We start from the raw sequence: 26133 nt of genomic DNA, 5'->3' as shown, positions 1-26133 counted from the left end.
ATGGTTTGCTCAGGGGTGAAGGCTGGGTCAAAAACCGCAAACGAACCTATCGGCTTTATACGGAGGAAGGCTTGCAGGTCAGGACGAAGAAACGCAAGAAGCTAACCCGGCCAAGGCAGCCCATGGAGGTGCCACCAGCCCCCAATCAACGTTGGTCTATGGACTTTGTGTCAGACCAACTCAGCAATGGTCGTCGCTTTCGGGTACTGAATGTCGTGGATGATTATTCGCGGGAAATGGTTGGTCAATTAGTCTCTGTGGCCATTAGTGGTAGGCAGGTCGCCAGATTCTTGGACCAATTGATGGAAGAGCGAGGCAAACCCAAGAAGGTTACTTGCGACAATGGGACAGAATTTACCAGCAAGGCAATGTTCTTCTGGAGTAAGGAAACGGGCGTCACACTTGGCTTTATCCAGCCAGGAAAGCCGACGCAAAATGCCTTTGTGGAAAGCCTGAATGGCAAATTCAGGAACGAATGTCTGAACCAGCACTGGTTCAGAACCTTAGACGAAGCCAGATACGAAATCGAGCTATGGCGTGAACACTACAACCATGTTCGCCCTCATAGTTCACTGAACTATATGCCGCCTGTTGCGTATGCCAAGCAAGCAGCATAAGCTGGAAAATCTCATCAAGAGATTGGTACTAATCTCGGGGAAAGGTCAGGGCCTATCAAAGCCGGATAACACAGAAAGCCAATTGCTGTAAAGCGACGCAGAGCACGCATGGGACTTGTTTGCACCTTTCCTAACGAAGCTTATATAGTATTTAAAAGAAAATTAAGCTATCCACATAGTTTCAACGACCACTGATTAGAAAGGAAATAAAATGATAAATAGAGTGACAAAACTTCTGGCTATGGTACTCGGATTCTCCGTTCATTTTGCTATGGCAGAAACACCTGCTGCAAATATCCAGTCGATAACGGATGAAGTAGACCAACAAGCCGATATGTTGATGGAAAAGTACCATATCCCCGGCATGGCTATCGCCATTAGTATTGGTGGAGAACAGCATTTTTATCACTATGGCATGGCCGATGTGAATGCCGGCATTAAGGTATCTCAGCACACCTTATTTGAATTGGGCTCTATCAGCAAAACCTTTACCGCCATATTGGGTAGCTATGCACAAAACCTTGGAGCATTTAGCCTGGAAGATAATGCAGCCAAGTATGTGAAAGTATGGGAAGGGACTCCGATTGGTAATACCAAACTTATCAATCTCGCCACTTATACAGCGGGAGGGTTGCCGCTGCAGTTTCCCAATGAAGTCACCACCAATGATGAGATGCTGGCTTACTACAAAGCCTGGCAACCTGAATTTGCCGCCGGAACCCATAGACTGTATTCAAACCCCAGCATAGGTTTGTATGGCTATCTTGCTGCGCTGAGCATGAAACGTGAGTTTTCTGAGTTGATGGAGCAAACTGTCTTGCCTCAGTTGGCAATGAACAACACCTTCGTCAAGGTACCCGATAACAGAGTGGCGCAATATGCCTTTGGTTATAATGCAAAAAATGAGCCCGTACGAGTGTCACCAGGCATGCTTGATGCCGAGGGTTATGGCGTCAAATCCACCAGTGCCGATATGCTACATTACCTCGAGGCCAACATGGGGCTCAAGCCTTTGTCACCTCAAATAGCTGCAGCCATCAAAGAGACTCACAAGGGCTATTATGACACAGCCAGCTTCACCCAGGCGTTGGGCTGGGAGATATACGAATATCCACTGACCTTGAGTAAATTACTTGAAGGAAACTCAAGAGAAATGGCATCGCAACCAACAAAAGTGAAGGCCAGCGACGATATCGTTGAAAAAACGGGGGAAGTCTGGATAAACAAAACCGGCTCCACCGGCGGTTTTGGTGCTTATGTAGCTTTTATTCCGGCCAAAAAACTGGCCATAGTGATGTTGGCAAATAAGAGTTATCCCATTAGCGCACGGGTTGAAGCTGCCTATAAAATACTTGCAGCAGCACAGGAATGATGAGCATTTTAATATTTCCATACAGAGAAGGTTCGTATCTCATGCCGGCGGCTATGAAGCGTAAAAATTATTAATTTCCAAGCTGGCACTTGCTTTCGCAGGCAACAAAAAGCCAAAGATGCGCCATTAAATTTAACACAAGACAGTATTAACCATTGAATAAATATTGTTATTACAAATCCAGAATCGACATTAAAAAATATATGGCTTGTTAGATGCAAATGTAACTCCAAGGTAAATGGAGATTTGAAATCAGCGGGCTTTCATTCAGTTAAACAGAATTCCAGAGTATCTATTATGAGTAACAAACATTGGTCAAAAGTGACCTTACTGCATGAAGCGGTCACCAACCCCAACATCACTATCAAGGGTAAACACAGTTATTACAGTGACTGCTGGGACTCGGGCTTTGAACAATCCGTCGTACGATATCTTCAAGGGGATGAGATCAGCCGCGATTGGGAGTTGGCATGGACAATCGATAAACTCCATATAGGTGACTATGTTTGCATCGCCCCGGAAGTAGTTATCTTGATGGGTGGAAACAGCACTCACAGAGCCGATTGGTTTTGTTTATACCCATTTATGGACTTTATCGAAGATGCCTATGTCGGCAAAGGTGATACGCATATTCATGATGGGGTATGGCTGGGCATGAGATCCATGATCATGCCTGGTGTCACCATTGGCGAAGGTGCTATTGTTGCTGCAAACAGTGTTGTCACTCACGACGTTGAGCCGTACAGCTTTGTGGCTGGCTCGCCTGCCAAAACGGTGAAATATCGCTTTGATAAAGCCATTATTGAAGAACTTCTGGCTCTAAAGATTTATGACTGGCCCGAAGACAAGTTTAATCACCTTAAACAATATCTTTGCGCAAATGATATTGACGCCCTGAAGCAAGCCAGTGCTCTTTACGATAACGACATTCTGGAAGCTGATTAAGCGGTTATCTCAAGTTGCCGACTGAAGCTTGCCTAGTGGCTCAGCAAGCCATACTGAAGCCCCGGATTCGTTCTATCTCAGTCAGGGTATTCGAGTTATCGCCAGCTCGGCGCTTATGTTTGAGCTGGCGACTTTGCCAAAAGGCGAACGGCTATGACTTACCGTCACAAATTTGTTGCCCTTCCTGCGGCTTTTTCAATCAGCATTGAGGAAGTTAACAATTGCGGCAATACTTGTGGCTGCAGGTTCCCTCTTTGATACCAAAGATATAAGGGCACACCAGAGCGGTGATGTTTTGCCAGAAAGCCAGTGATCTCTGGGTCACCATTTGTCCAGTCCCCCAACATCACCGCCGTATTGGCACGGGAAAAAGCCGCTTGGGTTTCCTGCCGCTCAATGGCTGTCTTCTCATTCACTTTACAGGTTAAACACCAGTCGGCACTGAAATAGACAAAGACATCCTGATCTTTTACCAAGGCCGAGAGAGTTTCTTCATCGAACGCCATGGTGCTCTCTGCATCTGTGACAGTTGCCTTGGTGCCACTTCCGGGAGCAACTGTCGTCAGGGAGCCGCCGCTAATGACTAACACCAAAACCAGTGGCCACCAAGGTTTTTGACGCCCGGTCTGTTGGAACAATCCAGTAAGCCATAATCCCAAACTCAGTAACAACACCAACAGCAACGCAGTAAACACATATTGGCTGTTAGACTGTTGCATCAATACCCAAACCAATCCCAGAGCCGTTAAGAACATGGGCACAGCAAATAAACGTTTTGTCGTCACCATCCAGGCGCCGGGTCTGGGCATACGTTGACGCAATGCCGGAACAAACCCCACCAGTAAAAAGGGCAAAGCCATGCCCAACCCCAATCCGGCAAACACCATCACCCCTATGCTCGTCGGCAACACCAGGGCGGCGCCCAGCGCGGTGGCCATAAAGGGCCCGGTACAAGGGGTTGCCACGAATGCAGCCAGCACTCCGGTCCAAAAATCTCCCACCGCCCCAGGCTTATGCTGCAACCGACTACCCGAACTCAGGGTACCCAGTTCAAACAAACCGGCCAAATTCAGCCCTATGGCCATCATCAACAGAATAAGCGCTACTATGATTTCCGGTCGCTGCAATTGAAACGCCCAGCCCACTTGATGGCCAAACTCCCGCAACATTAAGATGAAGGCACCGAGGAGAAGGCACGCCAGCACAGCCCCAAGGGTGTAAGCCACTGCCCCGGTTCTGGCCACACGCTCATCACTCAAATTGGCAAGGCTCAGCACTTTCAAACTCAGAATGGGAAATACGCAGGGCATCAAATTCAGCAAGAATCCACCCAGTACCGCCCCGAGTACGGCAATCAGAGAGGTGACGAGCAAATTGCCGGGTTGCTCGGGCGGCAAACTCACCTGGGTTGGAAACACCAAGTCGCCCTCCGGTTGCCGGACAGCCTTGACTCTGATTGCCAGCGTCTCATTCAAGGAAAGCACCCCGTAAAAGTCGCTGACATTGCCCTCAGTGGCAACGGTTTGCATAAAGAGGCGATCGCCCTTTCGAACAAAGGATTGTGATGCCGTGTTGGATAGCACCCCGTTCACCTCGGGGTAAAAGTGCGGCTCCTCGGCCAGAGTGATAGATTCAGGTAACGGCAGCGACAATACAAACTGATCCTTGTGAACAGTAAAATCTGCCGACGCCGCGGCAGGCCTTGGTATCAACTGTCGCCATGTATTAAAGGTCTCAAGATATTTCTTGGACGCTCCCTTTTCCCCAACTTTGAACCGGGTTTGTAACCGCTGCTGCTCGGGCACGCACAACTTGGGACTGCACACCAGATAGCGAATATCCACGGCGAGGGTGATAGGTGTGCCCGCCGCAATATCATCAGCAATAACCAATGGTGCCAATAAGGCATAGTCGCCGTGATAGATGTAATTCATCAGGTCACTTGCCAGCAACTGCTCGGGAGCGGGATATTGCAGCTCGCCAACCGTTACCCCTTCAGGCAGATGCCATTGCAGCTGCTGCGGGAACCCGGCGTCCCCAGGGTTTAACCAGTAGCCATGCCAGCCCGCCTGGGGAGACATACGTATTGCCAAGGTGGTTTCGGTTCCGGCCGCTGGCATGCGGGACTCAAGTAAAAGTGAGGCCGCTATCTTTTGACCTTCATCTTCATAGGCTTGCGCTGACATTGCAGAACACACCATGAGCAGGCAAGCAGTAATAATTTGCATCCATAACGAGGTGGTTTTCATTGTATGTTCTGCGCTCCAACCGCTTTACTTACCACTGAGTAACACCTGGAGGCGTTCGGCAAAGTCAGGTGTCTGACGGCTAACCTTTTCAGTGACTTTGCCGCTCTCATCGATAAAGACTATGGTCGGCAACTGGGTAACACCGAATTGCCCAAACAGGCTGCCTTCCTCATCGAAAACAATTGGCAAACGAGTTTGATAATTGGTTTGGTACTCGACCAAATCTGTCCGGGATGACCAGAGGTTAGTGGAAATATGCAACCATTGAGACTTGCCATTGGAGGTGGACTGCTCAACCATTTGCCGCACCAATCGACACGATTTGGCGGTATCCGGCTCTGATTCAGCCAGGTACCACTCACACCAGGGGGCAAAGAACACGAGCCCGGTAGCTTTACCCTGCCGGGTTGTGGACGGCAACGGGTAGTCAATGCTGTCAATCGACTTCAATCTCAAAGAGGCAAGCTTATCGCCAACTTCGTAGCCTGAAGCTTTTTCGGCAACAGTGCCGCTGAGCAGCGCCTTATTTTCACCTTTGTCTGCGATAACCGCTTCCAACGCCTGATGAAACGCCTCGTCATCCTGATGCCCCACATACGCAATACGGCCACTCCTATCAACCAAAAAGTGCTGCGGGGTTACCCTTAGCTTAAACGCCCTGGCCAGAGTGCCATCGTCTATGGTCACCGGCATGTTCAAACCGGCCTGTTTCACAAAAGCCCCGACGGAATTGATGTCATCACTGATACCGGTATTCACGGCGATCACTTGCAACTTCTCACCGTACTGCTGATAAATTTTTTCAAACCCCGGCATCTGCTGGCGACATGGAACACACCAAGTTGCCCAAAACTTGATGTATACAGGCTTGCTGCCATACAGCTGTTGTAGATTGAGCGTTTCTCCGGTCAGAGTAGTCAGCTCTCGCTGCGGCGCCGGTGTGCCAATGAGTTCGCTACCGGCGAGTTTGGCCCTTCTTTCCCCCTCGGCGGCAAAATCATCCTCCGCCGAGGCCTGCCCTCCAAACACAACAGACAGAAGCGGGGTTAAAAGACCCACAATCAATAACTTGGATAGCTTAGGGGGTAAATGCGTCATGCTGTATTCCCATATCAGGTAATGGCTAAATGAAGGCCGTGAGGACCAAGGAGGTTTACCTGACTGAGATACAAAGTCGCCTTGAATTGGTTACGCAATGAAATGCCAGGTATCACGGCTGCTGGAATATTAGCTAATGATGAGAAATGCGAATTGTAGATTTTCGACATTTCATTAAGATGCAGTGAGGGTTACCGTGTTTTTGCCCAGCCGAGCTTTGATATACCCGCCCCCAGTTGATGGAGCACAGTAATATGTCGACATTGCCACATCTTGGTTTTCAGCGTTATCAGCCCTGTGCTCTACTGCGGCCTTATATCAGTTGTTACTGGCAGATTTATAGACCAGCCGGTCCTGAATCACTATCGACAGAATTTATGCATCCCGAGGGAGGCACAGGCATCATCTTCAATTTTGGCGCCCCGATGCACCTTGATGGCTTGCTGCATAAATCGCTGTGCCTGGTGACAGGGCCCACAAGGCAAAGCACCAGATTGGAGTTGTCAGGTCAGGTAGATGCTTTGGGGATCCGCTTCTGGCCTGGCAGCGGACGCGCATTTTTAAAATCCCCCCTTTCGGAAATCTTGGGGCAAACCCTGACACCGGCCGACCTGTCTTTGGCGCTGCTCAGCGATGAACTGGCGCAGCGCCTGGCCATACTGCCGACAGCGCCGGAACGCATTGCGCTTCTGGAAACCAGGCTGATGCAATATCTGGCAGGTCATGAATCATTGGCCAAGGCAATGGAGCCGAGGATGAAATATGCACTGCACTGGATAATCGCCCAAAAAGGCCAGGGAGAGATCCGCAACTTATTGACCGAGATAGATATCAGCCAGCGCCAACTCGAACGTTTGTTCCAGCAAAACTTAGGCATGTCTCCCAAGAATTACAGTATCTTGCAGCGCACAGCCTTCGCCCGGGAACTACTCAAGCAGGAAACAGATAAGTCTCTTACAGAGATAGGCTATCACGCCGGCTTTTATGACCAAGCCCATTTCATTCGAGAATTCAAACAGGTGATAGGCATTACCCCTGGAAGTTTTAGAAGCAAGGCCCTACAGGGGCGATAGCACTGAAACCACCACATTTTGATAGCACTAATAAACTCAAGACTGTACATCTCCATCGATAAGATTTCCCCTGTTTATATGTTAATATTCCAGTCGACGTCCTGAAATGGTGTTCCAGAAGCACCGTCATGCTGGATATGCGGGTGTGGCACTTCAAAGTTGAGCTGTCGCCAAAATGCAAAAATTGTTCAAAAGACTATGAAGGAAGTACTTTTTGTTTTTTATCATACTATTATCATGCCTATTCATTAGAGAGTCCGGCATCAACACTTATGCGGTTTCGCAAGATCTTGTCAAAATTAACAATGAATTGATCGATTCAAACAAAGTGAATGGCGATATATTTTTTGATATAAGAAACTCATCTGAACCTTACATAAGGAGTTTAATGAAAAAACACAGCATTAAACGAATTACTTTTAGTAAAATTAACCAAAGGATATCTATACGGTATTCTTTTGGCGGGTGGGCGAGTTGGTTAATGCCCTATCGTTATTACTTATTTAGCTCCGACGGATACACTGAAGAATATCAAGTTAAGTCTGTTAGACAATCAGTGAAAGATGAAACTGAAGAGTTTTATCATTTCTGCCAAAAGTTAGAATATGAAAACTGGTTCTATTGTGAATCTCAATCGTAGAAAGCATACATTAATGATATTTTTACAAAAAACTAAGTCAGTTCACCCCTTTACTTACTCCTCGAATTAATGGTGCATACAAAAACTCCATCAGTCGGCGGGTACCCGTTTTAACCTCTACCATGACTGACATGCCAGGCTTTAACTTAACCCACTTGCCATCAACATTAATTTCGTCTGTCACCAATGATGCTTTAAGGGGAAACAATAGACTAAGCTGTTCGTGCTCTATCGCGTCGGCTGAAATATCAGTTATAACACCATAGGGTTATCGAACGAAGGACGCAATCATACGGCACACCAAAGTTACCGTATTGGCAGTAAAGAACCTTGGTTACTGGCAACCAACTTGCCTATGGAGGTTTTCTCTTCAACCCAGGTGGTCAAGCTTTATGCCAGACGGATGCAAGGAGAAGAAATCTTTCGCGACCTCAAACGACATGGACTCAGACAAAACTGCAACCATTGTCCAAACCGTTATGATGTGTTGCTGTTGATAGGCTTTGATGTATCGCTCTGGCTTGATAAGGAGACGCGACAACGTCCGGAATACTCAATCACATTTCCGCAGGCCCTAGGGTGAATTTCTTAAACGGGTTAACACTTCTGGGAGACCCGAATTATGAGGGGATCCTCCAGCGCCAGATTAACAGGCTAGTTGACCAATAAAATGCCGGCATAGTGAAGTGAGAAAGCCTACTAATGTGAGCGTTTGGTTATGGGAAATTAAAGCAGAACTATGGGGTCAAGGTTGTGGGCCGGATGATATAACCACCTGAAAACAAAAAACGACCCAAGGCAGGTTTCTGTTATCTCTATGAGAGATGGTAGCAGAGGTCGGAGCGACGGGGCTGGCCTTCCAGCCGATGCGCGCGTGGCGCAATGACCGACTCAGACCTGACTCGGGGCTGAATCTGACCTGAAAACAAAAAAACCGACTCAGGGTCGGTTTCTGTTATCTCTCAGGGAGATGGTACCAGAGGTCGGACTCGAACCGACACGCTTTTAAGGGCGGGGGATTTTGAATCCCCTGTGTCTACCAATTTCACCACTCTGGCACATATAGATTGTTTCGCGATGAAGTCTCATCGGCGAGTGAACGGCATTATACCTGTGCTCACTTCAATGGCAAGCGCTTTACGAGCCTGTTTGCCAAAATCCTGATCGGTTGGACAAAATTCAGTCTGACTACTGGGCTCCGCGGGCAATTAGGAAGCCTGTGTACTCCTTGTCACTGCCCTGAATATGGTTGATAAGCCAGGATTTGAGGAAGGTCATCAATTCATCGGCAACATCTTCACCACTGGCCACTCGTTTCTGGAAATCCAGTACCTTAGCCACTAATTGCTGGTGCTTAAGCTTGTGCTGCTCGGTCTGCGGATAACCGAAACGGGCAAACAACTCCTCTTCATAGGCGAAATGATTGGCGGTGTAATCCACCAGGCCCTGTACTATGCGTTTAATCGCTTCCAGGCCATAAGCTTCTTCCAAGGTGCGGTGCAGTTCATTGATCAGGGATACCAGACGTTGGTGCTGACGATTGATCTCTTCCATGCCGAGATCCAACTGCGGCCCCCACTCAACAAAGCGATGGCGTTTCTCCAACTGTTCCATCGCCCGTTTGTCGACATGGAAGCGCCCAAGCAGGGAACTGATCTCCTGCGACATATTGAATACCTTCAGGCTGGAGAGGTTGGTACTGTGGGTCTCTTTGGCATTCTCCACCGCCACTTGTGCCATTGATGAGATATTGCTGCTGATCTCTTCGGCAACTGCCTGTTGTTGTTCCGAAGCTGCCGCTATTTGATGCGACATATCTGTAATGCTTTCAATCTGAGCCACAATTTGCCCCAATGCTTGCTGCGCCTGGTGAGCCATAGCATGGGTGGCACTGGCCTGCTCGACACTGGTGGTCATCACTTTCACGCCTTCATCGGCGCCCTGTTGCAATTGCAATATCTGTTGTTGGATCTCAACTGTAGCCGCAGACGTCCGCTGTGCCAGGCTACGGACTTCATCGGCAACCACAGCAAAACCTCGGCCATGCTCGCCGGCGCGGGCACTCTCGATAGCGGCGTTGAGCGCCAGCAGATTGGTTTGCTCTGCCACTTGGGAAATGGTGTCTATGATGGTACTTATGTTGTTGCTGTCTTCCGCCAGGCGGGCAATAACTTGCTGAGTTTGCCCAACCTGAGCCGACATATCATCTATCTGCCGCACCACCTGCCTGACAGTTTGGTCGCCACTGCGGGCCGCCTGCCTGGCTTCTTCTGCGGCATTGGCGGCACTGGCAGCATTGCGGCTGACTTCCTGCACAGTAGAAACCATCTGGGTCATGGCGGTCGCTGCCAATTCCGCTTGTTTTTCCTGCTCCTCCACTCCGATATGGGCGGCATCGCTGATGGACTTGATATCCATGGCCACACTCTTCATCGCATCTGCGGTATTGACCAAAGACAGAATGGTGCGGCCAACGTCCTCTCCCATACGGTTGATACCGTGGACCACAGAATGGAACATGCCGGCATCCTGTTCCGACAACTGATAGCTGAGATCGCCTTCTCCCAGATGACGGGCGGCGTTTTCCAGGCGCTTGAGATTGGACAGTTGTCTGGCACCGAGCCAAGCCAGCACTATCAAGGCGACCAATAGAGAAGCAAAGGCGAGATAACTGGCGCCGTGTAACAGGCTCCACAGGGGGAAAAGCAACAAGAGCAACAGCGGATAAAACTGCCACTGGTTTAATATCAGTTTTAAAAGACCTCGGGATGTTTGCATCGCACGCTCCTTGCCAATGAACAATCGCAGGCCAAGCCACCCTACTCCTTTAGTGTAGTAATTAATATTAGCCTTTGATCCTATTCCCTTTAGGGAACACTTACGTTGCTCCTTAGCCGGCTAATTTAAGCAAAACATGATAAAGCTCATGTTTTAACAAGCTGATTTACCCGATTAACAACTCTGACAACATTTGTTGATCGAGATCAGCTCCGGCCGAAGCAAATTTGGTTAGTTTAGCTTTGACTTTACAAGAAAGAGGACTTCAGTGATGGCATTCTGGTTAGATCTAATGTTCGGAAACCCCATAGGTTTACTGTCGATGATAGTTATCTTCAGTACGATCGGGATCATCTCCTACATTATGTGGATGTTTATTGTAAAGTCAGCAAAGCCTTAGCTTTGATTTCCATGTTCTTTTAAATGCAATGACGTTTTTGAGTATTGCTTGGGCAGCCTGTGGCTGCCCTCTTTTTTGCCGTCTTCAAGCGGCATGTTTCCGCACTTGGGCAATACCATTGATAAATTGCGGTCTTGCCTTGATAAGATGCTGCAGCTCTTCCTGGCTGGGCTCTCCGGATGGTAAACGCAATACTTTGCGGTTCAGATGCTTACGGGCAGCCATGGCTATCTTGTACTCGGCTGTGGGGCCTTGAATGGCGTAATGGCGTTCATTTCCCAGGCTCTCGAGTATGTGAGCCTTGAGCAGTGCCTGCACCGGCGTTTCATTTTGCGGCAGAGTCAAAACACTGGCTCCCTGCAGGAAGAACTCCCTTAACAGGGCACGCTCGGCGGGATCCAGTAACCTGACTTTCTCTTCAATCATTTCGTTGATCCGGCGCTCACTCAAACGGCTTATCGCTTCATCCAACAACAGATTGACGGCCAGCGCACCAATATAGGCCAAGGCCAGCAGCAGTGTCAGGCCAATATAATGGGCATTGGTGTCTACCCAGGATTCCAAATGCAACAGGGCCAGCAAGGACTTTGGCATAAACAGCAGCAATGTGGTTATCAGCAGCACCCACAGTGTCAGTTGCAATGCAGCGGCCTTGAACTTGCCCTCTTTCAATACCTCAAGTTTCAGTCTCTTCATGGCTCTATCCAGCGTCAGAAAATTGTTCCAACCGCTAATCAAGCAAAACCAGTGCCAGGATTGCTCAGTGAACTTTGCCATCAGCGGCAACAAAAAATGCCGCGAAAGTCAGATGCGAAGCTATGCTTAAAGCTATCCACAGCAAGCACTTAAGATAGTTGAAATTAATGCCCGGTTTTATGCAGCAGCTCATCAGTAGTCCCATCGGCCGCAGGCTGACTCTGGCTATTATCCTGTTCAGCTCACTGATCACTCTGGTGACCACAGGTTTGCAGTTGGTTTCCGATTACAAGGGTGACATTGGCCGAATCAACGATGAGTTTGCCAATATTGAAAAAGCCAACCTGGATGTGCTGGCGGCAAGTATCTGGGTAATAGATGAAAGGCTTATCAAGACCCAACTCAACGGTCTCAACCAACTGCCGGATACCAGCTATGTGGTCATAGAAGATGACAGTGGTAAAGAATGGACCGCCGGCGAGTACAGAGACCAAGGTGTAATAGAGAAGCGCTTTCCGCTGGTGCACAAGACCAGCAGCCAGAATTTCAATGTCGGTGAGCTGAGAGTTCAAGCCGATCTCTCCAAAATCTACGACAGATTGGTGAACAAGGCCTTACTGATACTACTGGCCAATGGTATCAAGACCTTTCTGGTGGCCGGTTTCATTCTCTATCTGGTTTGGGCCACCATTACCCGGCACCTGTTGCAACTGAGTGAGTACTGCTCAGAGCTCGATTTGGAGCAGGATTATCAACCACTGCAGTTTAAGCGCCGGGACAAACAGGATGAATTTACCCAGGTTGCCCTGGCCATCAATTTGATGCAGCAACAGCTGCGCGCCTCCTTCACCCAGTTGAACCGCTCCCGCTACGAACTGCAAGAAGCTCTGAGTGACAGGGAAAGACTGTTGGAACTGGAACGCAGTTATAAAGATGAGCTGGCAAGGCAGGTCAAAGAACAAACCAAAGAACTTGAACAGTCGCTGTTGGTGTTGGAACGGGCTCAACAGGTGATGGTCGAACAGCAGAAAATGGCCGCGCTCGGCGGTCTGGTATCCGGCATCGCCCATGAGATAAACACCCCGATAGGTATCTGCCTCACCGCTGCCAGTAGTCAGCTGCAGCATATCAATGAATTGGTTGAACTGTTGCAAAACGATGGCGCTACGCTGGAAGAGCTCAATGCCATTCTCAACGAATATCAACAGAGCTGTGAATTGATCATCAGTAACATTACCCGCGCCAGTAACCTGATCCAGAAGTTCAAGGCGATTGCTGCCGAGCAAGGCAATGACGTGCACGAACAGATGCTGCTACCCCAGGTATTGCAGGAATTTGCCGATGCTGTAGCGCTATCTTTCAAGCAATTCCAGGTAGATGTGGAGATCCAGGTCGAAGCCGATCTTTGGCTTACCAGCAGCCACAGCCTGCTGAAGCAGATAGTGACCAACATACTTTCCAATGCCTATGCTCACGCCTTTGAGGGTGATACCGGCCATAAGATCAGCATCAGCGCACAACAGCAGGGTCAAGAACTACAGCTGGATATCGAAGACAATGGCAAGGGAATCGCCCCCGAGATTGCCGGCCAGATCTTTGAGCCCTTCTTTACCACCAGCAGACGAACCGGCGCCACCGGGCTTGGATTGGCGGCGGCCTTCAATGCCGTCACACTACTGAAGGGCAATATCACCCTTCTCAATGACTCCAGCCTCGGCGGCGCACACTTTCGGGTTCGCTTCCCGGCTGTGATAGAGTCCCGCCCCGCCGATGACGACAGGGTGGAACTCTTTATTTAGATTACTCGGCGTATCTTTGAGTGGTTAACCTGGCGATATTGATGATCACCTCTACCGCCTTTTCCATTGACTCAAGACAAACATACTCATGTTTGCCATGGAAATTGTGGCCACCGGCAAAGATGTTGGGGCAAGGCAGCCCCTTCCAGGACAGTTGCGCACCGTCAGTGCCGCCGCGGATAGGTTTGATATCCGGTGTTATGCCGGCCATCTCCATCGCCTGACAGGCAATATCTGTCACATGAGGCACAGGCAAGATGCAGTCCTTCATATTGTAATAACTGTCGCTGATGCTAATCTCCAGGCTACCGGCCTGCAGCTCGGCATTACATTTGGTCACAGATTCCTGCAGCCAGGCCTTGCGCTGCTCAAACTGAGCCCTATCAAAGTCCCTTATCAGGTACACCAACCTGGCTTCTTCTGTTTGGCCTTCCATGGATAACAGATGGAAAAAGCCCTGATAACCTTCGCTGGTCTCGGGTGCATCATTGAGTGGCATTCTGGCGTGAAATCTGGCAGCCATGGTCAAGGCATTGACCATCACCCCATAGGCACTGCCTGGATGACAATTATTGCCTTTTGCGGTGATCACCGCAGTGGCGGCATTGAAGTTTTCATATTGAAGTTCGCCAACTGCGCCACCATCGACTGTATAGGCCCAATCGGCGCCGAAACGCTCGAGCTCCAAGCCATCAGTACCTCGGCCTATCTCCTCATCGGGCGTAAAACAGAGGTTGATCTCTCCATGGGGAATTTCAGGGTGTTGCAATAGATAGTGCAGCGCCGTGATGATTTCGGCTATGCCTGCCTTATCATCCGCGCCCAATAGCGTAGTGCCATCGGCAGTGATCAATGTTTTATTGAGGTAGTTCAGCAAAGAAGGAAACTGCTCAGGACTAAGCGCTTCCCCCTGCTCCAGTTCAATGATCTGCCCTTGGTAGTCATCTATCACCCGAGGTTTTACCCCGGCGCCGGAGTAATCTGCCGCCGTATCCATATGAGCCAAAAAGCCGATTGCCGGCACCTTGGCAGTATTCGCCGCTAATTTGGCATAAAGGCAGCATGATTCACTGAGGAAGACATCATCAAATCCCAACTCGAGCAGTTCTTGCTGTAACTGCCTGGCAAAGGCCACCTGACCTTGGGAACTGGGAATAGACTGGGAGTTCGGATCGGCTTGTGTATCCTGTTTGACATACCGCAGGAAACGATTGAGCAGCGCTTGTCGCATAAGCTGAATATCTGTAGCGAAAAAGTGTCTGGATTCTAACAATCCAGACACCTGCTGCATTAGACTCAGATCATGTTTTGTGCTGTTTATTCAGGCTTGGGATTATTGGCTTCCTGCGCCAAGCGCGCCAACACCCGGCTGGCTGCCACAAAGCCAAAGCTGCCGGTCACCATGGTCACGGCACCAAATCCCGAGGAGCAATCCATTCTCATGCTACCTTCGACACCAACCTTGGTGGAACAGACACTGCCATCCGTCTGGGGATACTTGAGGTGTTCACTGGAAAACACGGCATCAACGGCAAACCGCCGCTGTGGATTCTTGCTGAAACCATACTCTTTACGCAGCAAGTTGCGTACCTTGGCCAGCAATGGATCCTGAAAAGTCTTGGCCAGATCCGTTTGCTGGATCTGGGTTGGATCTGTCTGACCGCCGGCACCGCCAATAGTCACCAACTTAATCTTATTGCGTTTGCACCAGGCAATTAAGGCCGCCTTGGGCTTTACCGCATCTATGCAGTCCACCACAAAGTCTATGCCCTTGTCCTGTGCCAGATACTGACTCAGATTATCTGCTGCAATAAAGTCTTCTATTTCATCCACCCGGCATAGAGGATTAATCGCCTTAATCCGCTGCGCCATCACGGCGACCTTGGACTCGCCTATGGTGTCTGCCAAAGCATGGATCTGACGGTTGGTATTGGTCACACACACATCGTCGAGGTCCATCAGGCTGATGTGCCCTATTCCACTGCGGGCCAAAGCCTCTGCAACCCAAGTGCCGACGCCACCTATACCTATCACCATTACATGAGCCTTGGAAAAGGCTGCCAGTGCAGCAACACCATATAAACGGGCAATGCCGCCAAAGCGCTGTTGATAGGCTTCGGACTCCAGCAGTTCAGTGTCTGTATCTTGCATAACTTGGTTCCCAATTATCTTCGGCGGCATTTTAGCCGAATACCCGGCTATCCCCAAGCCGAGTAAGAGAGTGTGTATATCCCGGGTATGTTTTGCTTGGGCTTATGGATATAAACGGCTTAGTAAATACAGAGCTTCTTTTAGGGATAGATAGGGCACCATGGAGTGAACCAGGACAGCTACTTGGCTATATAAGGCAGAGTTTGCCACTGGCCGGATTGGGTGCCTAAATGAGAACCAGAGCACATAAATATCATTTTTATGATGAAAAATTTCACTTTTATTAAAATTTCATCTATCACTAATTTACAATTTGATCCATTAAAAATAACCAGCTGATACAGTCCTTCATACTGCAAAGTTATCTTTTTATAGCGAAAAGATGATTATGCTGATTTTGTGAACAATGGCGGTTGAATAGTTTTTAACCGAAATGGACATTTTGGTCACAGATTAAGGCTTTTCCCACAAGAATGGGGCAAAAAGTTTGATCTAGGCCACAATCTTGAGCAAACAAAACTGTAAGAATCAGCGCAGCTTTGTGACGGACAGGATGTCCGCTACAAATCCAGGAACACTCGTTTGTTAAATAACCATAAATACATGGAATAGAACTCAGGTTCTAGGGAGCACAACACATGAAGAAGACCCTTATCTCTGCGTCAGTAGCAACAGTTCTGGCCGCAGCCTCTTTCGGTGCACTGGCTGATGGCCCAACTCTGTATGGCCGTCTGGATCTGTCTATCACCAACTCTGACCAAGGCGCCACACTGCAAACTGGTACTAACGGCGTAGAAGTAGGTGAAAGCGGTACTTACATCGAAAACAACTTCTCACACCTGGGTGTAAAAGGTTCCGAGAAGATTTCTGATGGTGTAGACATCATCTATCAGATGGAGTTCCAAGTAGAGAACACTTCTGGTTCTGGCGACACTTTCAAAGCCCGTAACACTTACTTGGGTGCCAAGACCAACTTCGGTACTGTACTGGCCGGTCGTAACGACACAGTATTCAAGCAAGCTGAAGGCGGTGTAGACGTATTCGGTAACACCAACGCGGATATCGACCGTATGCTGGGTGGCCAAGTTCGTAGCGGTGACGGTGTTTGGTACTACTCACCAAAGATCGCTGACCTGATCACTCTGAACGCCACTTACCTGATGGAAGACAACTACGCGACTTACGACGCGAACGGTAAAGAAATCGACAAAGACAACATGTACGCTCTGAGCGCCACTATCGGTGACAAGAAGCTGAAAGCTCAGAACTACTATGCTGCCATCGCCTACAACAAGGCTATCGGTGGTATCGATGCATACCGCGCCGTTGGTCAAGTTAAGCTGGGTGACTTCAAACTGGGCGGTCTGTTCCAGAACTCTGAAAGCATCGTTGACGGTTCTGACGACAACAACACTTACTTCGTGAACGTAGTTTACAACCTGAACGGCGTTAACCTGAAGCTGCAATACGGTTATGACGAAGCCGGTTTCGGTAAGTACTACAAGGCTCTGGGCGACAATGCTGGCACAGACATCGAAGTGACCAACATCACTGTTGGTGCCGACTACCGTGTAGCCAAGTCTACTCTGCTGTTTGCTCACTACGCAAACTACCAAGGCGAGTACAAAGACGCTGGTGCTAAGTTTGACCTGGAAGACGACAACGTATTCACCGTGGGTGTACGTTACGACTTCTAATCTCTGTTGAGATAGTGGTTATAGACACTAAAGGCGACCTCTGGGTCGCCTTTTTGTATGCCAGTATTCCTACTAACCGCTTGTTCCGCCTTGGATTATTATAATTTCCTGGGGAACTTATTTACGTTTCAGCAGATAGGCACTCTCATTGAGCCAAGGCACCTCTTTGGCAATGAACCTGGGGTTGTCGGCCAATACATCGGCTTGCTCCAGCAAAGTGACCTCAAACCACTGGCTCATATGCTCCCTTATCCACTCCTGAGTCACGCTGAATGGCGGCCCCTTGAGCATATCCTGCGGATATTCCAGAGTAACCAACAAGCCGCAACAACCCCTTGGCAGCAAGGCGGCCAGCTTGGCGGCATATTGCAAACGCATCTCCTCAGGCCAGGCGATTAGTGCCGCCCTGTCGTAGAAGGCACCTACCGACGCCAATTGCTCAGCCTTGAGCGCAAACAAGTCGCCCTGCAACAAGGTCATCTGTTCGCTGGAAAACGCCTGCAATTCGCCAAAGGCTTTCTGTTGATACTCAAGGCCGTTCTCTTCAAAAAACTGCCTGACGGCCAACTCGCTCAGTTCGCAACCAAGCAGATCATGGCCCTTCTCGGCCAGATAACACATATCCAAAGACTTGCCGCAAAGCGGGACAAAGACCTGCTCATTCCCCCTGAGTGCGAGTGTGGACCAGTACTTCACCAAAAAAGGGTTAATATCCTGCTGGTGAAAACCTATCTGCTGCTTGTGCCAGCGTTCATGCCAGAATCCGGGTTCCATCTATCCATCCTGTGTATCAGAAAACCTTGATACTCTATCGACTTGGACGCCGATTGCAAAGAGCCCAACAGCAACAGACAAAAAAGCCCGCCGCGGAGCGTGCAATGACTCCGGGGCGGGCAGCATCAGTTTTCAAGCTATTCAGGGCAGTCTGGCCAGGGTCTCCTGCACCTTGCGCAACCAATTACAGTTATCACATTGGCACTTGCGTCGTGACAAATGGTGCGGGCTCAGGCTGGAGTCGACAAAGTCGACGGCAATCAATAACTGCTGCTTCAACTCTTCGAGTGATTTCTGTTCCAGATCCACCAGTTCATCATTCTGGTTCATCCAGATACACTCCAATCCCTGATGACAAAAGTTACAGCGGTCGTCCACCGGATTGTAGAAACCCGCATGGGGACAATGACGCAATTCCATCGACTGTATCACCCTGGGACGAGCATACTCGAACAGTTCGATCAGCTCCTGCTTATCTGGCACTGACATAAGGCCTCCAAATCTCTTCTGCCACTGCGGCTTGTTGCAAACAGGTTACTCTGGGGAGGGCGCAATGAAATTGATATAGGTCAAAGTGCCGCCCAAAAGGATACGCTAGGAAGCCTGGTTCTGAGCTGGATCCCAGAGTCACAACTTGCCGCTGTTATCCCTTGCTGTTTTAATGAGCTTCTGCTTGTTGTTATTTTGTATCCTTGCCTGTGCCAATGGAGAAATCGCTTGCAAACACCTGAACTGCAGCACTTTTATATTTCTGAAGAGCAGTCCGTCTATCTGCTTAAGGCCGATGATGCCCGCAAACACAGGGCCTGGATCCGCCTCTGCCGCCAGCAACTGATCAAGTTGGGCTATGATGACCCGCAACTGATAGGCAAAGGCGCCTATGGTTTTGTGTTCGCCGGACGAAACAGCCATGGTCAGGAACATGTATTCAAGTTCTCTCGCATCACCCTGCCTCAGCAGGTACAGGACAGATTGGAAGAAGAGGCTTTCATGCTGTCTCAGGTCAATCATCCCAATGTGCCGCCACTGATAAAGTTCGACAGAGTCGGGCGCCAGGGGATCCTGGTGATGGCCAGAGCTCAGGGCCAGGATCTGGATCAGCGCTGCCGCCGCCAAGGCGCCTTGCCGGTGGCAGAAATCATGAGCATTGCCAGGCAGTTGGCGGATCTATTGCAATATCTTCGCAGCGGCAGACCCTTGGTACACGGGGATATCAAACCTTCCAACCTGGTTTATGACCCAGAGGAAGACAAGTTGTCTTTGATTGACTGGGGCTCGGCGGTATTTGCCCAGCGCGATGCCGACAACCGCCCGGTTGGCGGCAATGTGATGGAGTTAATGTCGAGCGATCAGCAGCATACCAACGCCCGCATGGGCGATGTTTACTTTATCGGCGATGAGCAACTCTCGGGGGCGCTTTCCAGCCCCAGGTTTGATGAACAGGGGGTTGCCGCCACCCTCTATGCGCTGGCGTCCGGTCAGGCCAGCCGCTTCGGTTCCCAGGTGATCCCGCCTACCAGCATAGGTCTACCGATGGAACTGGCCAGGATCCTCGAGGGGATGTTGGGCTCAGATCCTCTCACCCGCCTCAAGGCCGGCGACTACTTCCTGCGCAGCATGAGATACAGCCAGCATCTTTTACTGCCGCCGCTGCCACAGGAGCTGAATGCCGAGATCCCCGTCTGGGTACAGAAGCGAGCCCGGGATGTGGAAACAGTCAGCTACAGTTCGCGTAAGTCGTTTCTGCGCAGCCATCATCCGGACGCCGATGCCGAGGCTATTCGCGCCGAAGATATTCAACTGGAGAAGTACTACCGCAACTTCCTCGCCGGTATGGGAGACACAGAGAAGGGCTTTATCGCCGCTGTCGGCCGCCTGGGTCAGTATCCAATAGTGGGCGGTTTGGCGATTCATTGGCAGGAGACAGGCGTCTATATCGACTCCAACCTGGCGCTTTATGATGAAGAACTCAGGCCGGCATTGATTCAGGCGGTCAACAACATGGTGACCCTGGCCCGGGGCATTCATCGCATAGGTATCTTCAAGGCCTGTTTCTTCAACGCCAAAGATACCCTGCACCTTGAGCGCAGCGCTCCTTCAGAGCCGTTCAAGGCCAAGGCGGATCAGCTGCTGCCCTTTGAGGTGGGCGATGTGCCGACGCTCGAAGATCAATCCCGGCTGCACTCTTACTTTGAAGATGGCCGGGATCCGGATGAAAACCTCGAGCTGCCCGCGGAAATCATGACAGAGCTGGGCTGGCTCAACCAGATACATCACACAGGCTGTATCATCTTCGAAGCCCTGCCAACTCATATGAAGATCCACAGTTATCTGAGACTGCTCAACCCGAGAAAACAGGCGCAGTTTCGCGCCTGTCTGGACAGGATCCTCAGTCATGTCGACAAGATCCAGGGCCAGGGGGTTTCGGGGTTTATGAAGCTGCCCTATAAAAATACGCGCAGGTTCGAACACCTGCAGCGCAAGCCGGAACGCTTCTATCCGAGAAACCCCAAGAGCGGTGGTTAGCCGCCGTAACTGCTGGTCACACTCAAGCGGCGATCATTCTCAAGATACTCACGGGCCACGGCTTCCAGGGCTTCTCCATCCAGTTGCCCCAGTATCTGCCTGCGCTGCTGCCATCCCTGCCAGCGGCCCGGCCGACTTTGGGCCGTTGCCGCCAGATCCAACCAGAAACCGTTACTTCCCGGGGCGCTTTCAAACCACTGCAACAAGGGCTGGCGCGCGCGCTCCAGCAGATCGGCATCTATGCCACCCTTGGCCTTGACTCTGGCCACGACCGCGGCAAAACCCTGTTCGGCAGCCTTCAGCTTGGCGGCATCTGTGACAGTAAAGAGCCCCAGATAACCGTAACCTGTTGGATGCCAATCGAAATGATTGAAGGTATAAGGCGAATATCCGGCGCCGGCTTTTTCCCTGACCTCTTCATTCAACAGAATGCCCATCACCTGCTCGAGTAACATCAGTTCGCTGTGGCGTCGAACATTCTGCATGTCGGTGGTTGGCCACAGCCAGGCCAGTGCCGCCGAGTTCTCGGCGCCGCGGTGCAAGATTTGGCTCTGTGCCGGCACCTTGGGGAATACCGGCCGCTCGAAGGCCGGGGCCTTGGCCGGATGCCGCTTGATGGCGGCGAATGTCTCGGCGACCGCTTTTATCCCCTGAGCCTCATCGAAATCACCTACCAGCGCGATTTCCAGCATTCCCTTATCCAGCGCCGAAGCCAACACCTTGGCAATTTCAGCAAAGTCCCGCTGTAATACCTGTTCTTCCCGACCGTAACCATATCGGGGATCGCCGGGGAACAAGAGTCCGCTCAGACCATCCCAGAAGGCCTCTTCCGGATTGGCATTACGGCTCTGGCTCTCTGCCTTGACTTGTTGCCGGAAGAGGTTGATGGCTTCCTGTCGCCAACCCGGGGCGGTTAGAAAGGCGGCCTGTAGCCCAAGTTGGGTTCTGAGTTCATCGGCATTGGTATTGGTCACGCCGCCAAAGCCTTCAGTACTGACGCCAATATTTGCCGAGATGTTCTGCCCGGCAAAGATATCCGCCAGCTGTTGCCAGGAGTGCTGCTCCAGCCCGCCGTAAATAAAGGCATTATTGAACAGAGTGCCCAAACCTTCTTGGCGCGGAAATGGCAAATCACCGAATCCCAATGACAAGCTGACGGCCACATTACCCTGCTCAAGCTCGGTAGGTTTGAGATTGAGTAGAGTCCCATTGGCAAAACGTAACTGGCGTATTCCGGTATCGGGATCCCGCTTATCGGCCACTATCTTCCCGGGTTCACCAAAGCTTTGATAGGCAAACTCGCTGGCTTGTTTGGCCTTATAGGGGGTAACAGATTGCAGCAAGCTGTTCTCATATGCCGTCAGCAGTTGTTGTTCCGCCGCGGCCGGCGCCTTGGCACCGGAGAGATAGATCCAGGGTTGCCCCTGCCAAAGCTCAGTCAGTGTCTGTTGGATAAGCGCCGGGGTAATTTGCGGCGCCAAGGCCTCAAAAATGGCCAGCTCATCTGCTGGTTCTATCGGTATCAAGTCCTCGGCATCCATTGATACCAAAGCCTCGGCCATATTCAGGCTGTGAATGGTGTTACTGCCGGCCAGATTGAGCTGATACTGCTTATGTTGGCGTTTCAGTGCCTGCTGCAACTCTTCATTGCTGAAACCGTATTGCAAGGCCTGGCGTATGGTCTGCTCCAGCAATACCACACCATCCTGCCAGTTGTCTTCCAGGGTCGCCAGAGCCAATTGCACCCTTCCCGCAGTGCCAAACTCTTCCCCTATCTCAACGGAGGCATCGGTGAAACCTTCTTCGGCAAACAGGTGCGGTTGCAACCTCTGATAGAGCATATTACTCAGCAGCGACTCAAGCATCAGCTGACGACGCCGTTCAATACCATCAGGCTTTGGCTTTATGGGCGTCAGCACCCCAAGAGAGACTTGGGTCGGCAAACTGGGGTCGAAGAAAGCGTCCGCCTGAGGCTGCTTTCTGACTACAGGCGGAGAAAGTTTCACCTGAGCTGCGGCAACCGCCTGAAGGTGCGGCTTCCAATCGGCAAACAACTGCTTGATTTGAGCCTCGGTACGGGCGATGTCCAGGTCGCCGACCAAGATCAGCGTTGTCCGCTCCGGGGTATAGAAACGTTGGTACAAAGAGCGCAGCTTGGCGACATCTGCCGCCTTGATGCTGGCTACTTCACCGATAGGGAAACGTCTGGGCAGCAGGCTGGAGGGGTACCAGAAATGCAACTGGTTGCGATAGTTTTCCAGCCCGGCCGATGTGCGCTCCTTGAGCTCGGCCAGCACTACGGCTTTTTCCTGGGCAAGCGCCTTGGGATCCAGAGTGAGTCTGTCGGCAATCTCCCGCATCAACATCAACCCGGTATCCAGCTTCTGCTCATCCCCTTGGGTGATGTTGAACTTATAGACTGTTTGCGTAAATTCAGTCACGGCATTGGTATCGGCGCCAAAGCTCAAGCCGAGACGCTGCAATCTTGGGATCATATCCCCTTCAGGCACAGCGGCCGAGCCTTTGAACGCCATATGTTCCAGCAGGTGCATCAGCCCCTGCTCATTTTCCGCCTCAAGCAGTGAGCCGGAGGCGATCCGCATCCGCATTATGACGGTATTGGCCGGCGTCTTGTTGTCTACCAATTGATATTTAAGACCGTTGTCCAGTTGGCCCTGATGAATGCGAGGGCTGACGCTGAGCCCATCGGCCTTGGCAATGAAGCAGAGAAGTACTAATAAGCTGCCGAGCCAGGCTCTGAGAAACAGGATTTTTGGCAAAAGAATTCCCCCAAAAAACAGAGGTTCGGTGCAAAACGGGCCCGAACCTCTGGAATATGAAAGATGCCAATATAAGATATGGCATTAATTATGTCACATAATCAATACCTTACGACGTACTAAATCGGCGACCCCGGTGGTATTTCCGCAGGTTTGCTGATCACTCTGACCCCGGCTTGTTTCAGTGCCTGTTCAAGCACAGCTTGCAATTGTCCATAGTGGGCAGCCTTGTAACCTGAACTTCTTTTTTCCTTTCTGGGCAACTGCTTAAGCAGATAATCCAGCTTCATTCTCACCATGGCTTTGACTTCCGGGGTGCTGGCGTCACTCTCCAGACTCTGCAACATGCCGTCCAAAACCACCGCATTTACCCGCATCGCAATACTGGTCTGATCTCCCGAAGGCAGGGATTTCAGCAGTGTCTTACCCAGCAATCTGTCCAGCAAATCCTCTACCGAAAGCTGCTCTGTGTCTCTGGCAAAGGCCTGATCCACACGGTTGAGCCGCTCAGGGTTCAACAGCGCCGACACTGTGTGGCGACTGAGCACTTCTGCCATGGCCAGCTGATCTACGGCAACCCCCAGAGATGAGCCGAAACTCTCGCGGCTGCGGTAATAGTTGCCGGCCTTGGGCACCAGTTGCTCCAGGAGCTCGGTTGGCAGATAAAGCTCTCTGGGATCCAGAGTCGCCAACAGGGTATCGAGCGCCCGCTTCTGCAATTCCGGCGCAATAAAATGCCAATTACCGCTATCGGCATCGGCCAGATAATTATAGTCAATGCCGCCGACAAACTTGGCCGCAGCGCTGATCTGGTAACGATTCAACAGATAGATAGGCACCAGAGCATCACTTAGTTCACCCAAGGGTTGCCCCGGCAACAGCGCCTTCGCGGAAAAGGTCTCCAACGCCTGGCGCCTGACCAGCTGCATTCTGGCCAGCTCCTTGACAGGATCCTCGCCTCTGTCCCAAAGACTGGCATAGGCATGGGCGGCTGAAGTCGCTCGCGAGTCCCCCTCGCCTATGTATCTCAGCCCCTGCTGCTGCACCTCTTTGAGCAGCGACTTGAGCGCGGCCTGGGTTTGGGCTTCATCACCAAAGTCACCATAACCGTACTTGATGGCAAACTTATCCCAGGCCCCCAGCCCTTCGGCGTAAGGCTGGCTGATATCCACCCGCTTGCCATCGAGGCGCACATAGGGATGGGGATAATCCATCACAGAAGCGTTGTTATTGGTGGAAGCGGCAAAGTTATGGTCCAGCCCCAGGGTGTGACCGATTTCATGAGCCGATAACTGGCGAATACGCGCCAGAGACAAGGCCATGGCGGCTTCATCGGCCGCTTGCCTGTCTTCCCAACCTGCGGTAAGGCCACGGGCAATCAGATGATCCTGACGCACTCGCAGACTCCCCAGAGTGACCTGGCCCTTGATGATTTCACCACTGCGGGGATCTGTCACCGCCGCACCGTAGGACCAGCCACGGCTGGCCCTGTGCACCCACTGGATCACGTTGTAGCGCACATCCTGAGGGTCGGCGCCTTCCGGCAATAGCTCCAACTTAAAACCGTTGATAAACCCCGCCTCATTGAATGCCTGCTCCCACCAGCGGCCGCCTTCAAGCAAGGCACCACGGATAGGCTCGGGTACACCGGGATCCAGATAATAGGTAATGGGCTCAACCACTTCGCTTGGCTCAGGGCCGGGATTAACCTTCTGCAGCCGGTGGCGCAGCAAGAAGCGCTGGTTGATATCCTGATCTATGGCGGTGGCATAGTCCTTGTATTCATCGGACAGATAACCACTCATGGGATGATAACGACGCGCCTGATAACCCGGCTCGGGCAAGGCGATAAAGGAATAGCGCAGTCTCAGAGACAGGGCCTGGCCATCCGGGGTCACCTCGGCAACTCTGGCGCCGGCCTTATCACTGGCGAAAGTCAGTTGCACATCCACATCCGAGTTACGCTCGAACGACTTGACCGAGGCTGGCAACACCACAGAGCGGCTGGTGTCCAGACGATAATGCCCTTGGCCCCTGGCCGCCAACTGTTGGCTGATGCCGTGCAGGTCCTGCAACATCAAGTCATTGACCGGCACCAGCAGACGTTTTCCCGGCAGGAGTTTACCGCGCCAGAGCACAGATTCGGCAAAGGCTTCATGCACGGCTCTTTGCTCGGCTTGGTCGTCGGTATCGGCACGAAAACGGGTATTGAGCTGTTTGAGCAGAATATAGGGCCCCTGACGCTCAAACTGCACCATGCGGGTATATCCCAGTTGCCCACGGTCAAGCCCAATATCATTGGAACCGGCGCCGTGGGGCAAGCTGGAGAGCAGCAGCATAGGCTGGTTGAGTTTGCTCGGTTCCAGATACAGCTGCCCGGCTTTGGCATCATAAAAGAGATTGATAAAACCTTCGGCCTGAGTGCTTTCGCTGATGACGTCGGCGGCCTCCCTCTCCTGTGCCGCCTGCGCCAATCCAGGTACCGCGATCAGCGCCAGCAACAAGGTCCAACTTTGAGGTTTCATCCCATCTCCTGAT

The 26133-nt window shown here is 51.1% G+C and carries 18 protein-coding genes, 1 tRNA gene and 1 pseudogene; 9 read left to right on the top strand and 11 right to left on the bottom strand.

All coding sequences use genetic code 11. The features are described from left to right. The 3 genes from ON072_RS08235 to ON072_RS08225 all read left to right on the top strand — a co-directional run. A partial coding sequence (locus tag ON072_RS08235) for an IS3 family transposase (protein ID WP_274626022.1) occupies positions 1-617 on the top strand: 617 nt, incomplete at its 5' end. A 211-nt stretch (positions 618-828) separates the two neighbouring features. After that, positions 829-1989 carry a class C beta-lactamase gene (gene ampC / locus ON072_RS08230; RefSeq protein WP_101059234.1) on the top strand — a complete coding sequence of 387 codons (1161 nt, stop codon included), beginning with the start codon at positions 829-831 and terminating at the stop codon, positions 1987-1989. Positions 1990-2286: 297 nt separating this feature from the next. Continuing rightward, entirely contained in the window at positions 2287-2934 is a 648-nt protein-coding gene (locus ON072_RS08225) for a CatB-related O-acetyltransferase (RefSeq protein ID WP_044733724.1), read from the top strand. Between the two features lie 164 nt (positions 2935-3098). Here ON072_RS08225 and ON072_RS08220 read toward each other — a convergent pair whose 3' ends face one another. Next, the gene (locus ON072_RS08220) at positions 3099-5120 is read right to left on the bottom strand and encodes a protein-disulfide reductase DsbD family protein (protein WP_274626021.1); all 2022 of its coding nucleotides are present in this window, start codon (positions 5118-5120) and stop codon (positions 3099-3101) included. A gap of 87 nt (positions 5121-5207) precedes the next feature. Further along, a complete protein-coding gene (locus ON072_RS08215; RefSeq protein WP_144377730.1) occupies positions 5208-6281 on the bottom strand; it encodes a redoxin domain-containing protein in 1074 nt (357 codons plus the stop codon). A 254-nt stretch (positions 6282-6535) separates the two neighbouring features. On the opposite strand from ON072_RS08215, the gene ON072_RS08210 reads away from it, so the two are divergent. Together ON072_RS08210 and ON072_RS08205 are read left to right on the top strand one after the other, a co-directional pair. After that, positions 6536-7354, top strand: coding sequence for an AraC family transcriptional regulator (locus ON072_RS08210; RefSeq protein WP_186305345.1), 819 nt, complete (start codon positions 6536-6538; stop codon positions 7352-7354). A 911-nt stretch (positions 7355-8265) separates the two neighbouring features. Then, positions 8266-8620, top strand: a pseudogene (locus ON072_RS08205) (transposase); the annotation flags it as partial. Between the two features lie 345 nt (positions 8621-8965). Here the strand turns inward: ON072_RS08205 and ON072_RS08200 are convergent. After that, positions 8966-9052 (bottom strand) — tRNA-Leu (locus ON072_RS08200). Between the two features lie 130 nt (positions 9053-9182). Continuing rightward, positions 9183-10772 (bottom strand): bacteriohemerythrin, encoded by a 1590-nt coding sequence (locus ON072_RS08195; RefSeq protein WP_025888780.1) that lies wholly within the window; start codon positions 10770-10772, stop codon positions 9183-9185. 271 nt (positions 10773-11043) lie between these two features. Here ON072_RS08195 and ON072_RS08190 point away from each other — a divergent pair, with 271 nt between their 5' ends. After that, entirely contained in the window at positions 11044-11172 is a 129-nt protein-coding gene (locus tag ON072_RS08190) for a DUF3149 domain-containing protein (RefSeq protein ID WP_071237139.1), read from the top strand. A gap of 84 nt (positions 11173-11256) precedes the next feature. Here the strand turns inward: ON072_RS08190 and ON072_RS08185 are convergent, their stop codons facing one another. Next, positions 11257-11868, bottom strand: coding sequence for a superinfection exclusion B family protein (locus ON072_RS08185; RefSeq protein ID WP_044735654.1), 612 nt, complete (start codon positions 11866-11868; stop codon positions 11257-11259). 167 nt (positions 11869-12035) lie between these two features. Here ON072_RS08185 and ON072_RS08180 point away from each other — a divergent pair, with 167 nt between their 5' ends. Beyond that, a complete protein-coding gene (locus ON072_RS08180; protein WP_044733716.1) occupies positions 12036-13667 on the top strand; it encodes a sensor histidine kinase in 1632 nt (543 codons plus the stop codon). Position 13668: 1 nt separating this feature from the next. Here the strand turns inward: ON072_RS08180 and pepT are convergent, their stop codons facing one another. Both pepT and tcdA read right to left on the bottom strand, forming a co-directional pair. Then, positions 13669-14898 (bottom strand): peptidase T, encoded by a 1230-nt coding sequence (gene pepT, locus ON072_RS08175; RefSeq protein ID WP_071237150.1) that lies wholly within the window; start codon positions 14896-14898, stop codon positions 13669-13671. Between the two features lie 86 nt (positions 14899-14984). Beyond that, on the bottom strand, positions 14985-15818 hold the full coding sequence (gene tcdA / locus ON072_RS08170) for a tRNA cyclic N6-threonylcarbamoyladenosine(37) synthase TcdA (RefSeq protein ID WP_037436925.1): 834 nt from the start codon (positions 15816-15818) through the stop codon (positions 14985-14987). Positions 15819-16456: 638 nt separating this feature from the next. Between tcdA and ON072_RS08165 the strand changes: the two genes are divergently transcribed. Then, positions 16457-17515 carry a porin gene (locus ON072_RS08165; RefSeq protein WP_107005547.1) on the top strand — a complete coding sequence of 353 codons (1059 nt, stop codon included), beginning with the start codon at positions 16457-16459 and terminating at the stop codon, positions 17513-17515. Positions 17516-17632: 117 nt separating this feature from the next. Here ON072_RS08165 and ON072_RS08160 read toward each other — a convergent pair whose 3' ends face one another. Together ON072_RS08160 and ON072_RS08155 are read right to left on the bottom strand one after the other, a co-directional pair. After that, the gene (locus tag ON072_RS08160; protein ID WP_107005546.1) at positions 17633-18289 is read right to left on the bottom strand and encodes a thiopurine S-methyltransferase; all 657 of its coding nucleotides are present in this window, start codon (positions 18287-18289) and stop codon (positions 17633-17635) included. Positions 18290-18430: 141 nt separating this feature from the next. Then, the gene (locus ON072_RS08155) at positions 18431-18778 is read right to left on the bottom strand and encodes a hypothetical protein (protein ID WP_025010325.1); all 348 of its coding nucleotides are present in this window, start codon (positions 18776-18778) and stop codon (positions 18431-18433) included. A gap of 228 nt (positions 18779-19006) precedes the next feature. On the opposite strand from ON072_RS08155, the gene ON072_RS08150 reads away from it, so the two are divergent. After that, positions 19007-20815, top strand: coding sequence for a protein kinase domain-containing protein (locus ON072_RS08150; RefSeq protein WP_028780500.1), 1809 nt, complete (start codon positions 19007-19009; stop codon positions 20813-20815). Here the strand turns inward: ON072_RS08150 and ON072_RS08145 are convergent. Together ON072_RS08145 and ON072_RS08140 are read right to left on the bottom strand one after the other, a co-directional pair. Continuing rightward, positions 20812-23595, bottom strand: a complete 2784-nt coding sequence (locus ON072_RS08145) for a M16 family metallopeptidase (protein WP_274626020.1) — start codon at positions 23593-23595, stop codon at positions 20812-20814. The two genes, ON072_RS08150 and ON072_RS08145, sit on opposite strands and share 4 nt — an antisense overlap. A gap of 119 nt (positions 23596-23714) precedes the next feature. Then, complete coding sequence (locus ON072_RS08140; RefSeq protein WP_144224916.1) at positions 23715-26120, bottom strand: zinc-dependent metalloprotease; 2406 nt, start codon at positions 26118-26120, stop codon at positions 23715-23717. Positions 26121-26133: the final 13 nt, after the last annotated feature.

Source organism: Shewanella sp. K8, assembly GCF_028823715.1.
In the GTDB taxonomy this organism is placed as follows: domain Bacteria; phylum Pseudomonadota; class Gammaproteobacteria; order Enterobacterales; family Shewanellaceae; genus Shewanella; species Shewanella algae.
Note: the sequence above shows the minus strand (reverse complement) of the source record. Positions and strands in the feature narration are given on the sequence as shown.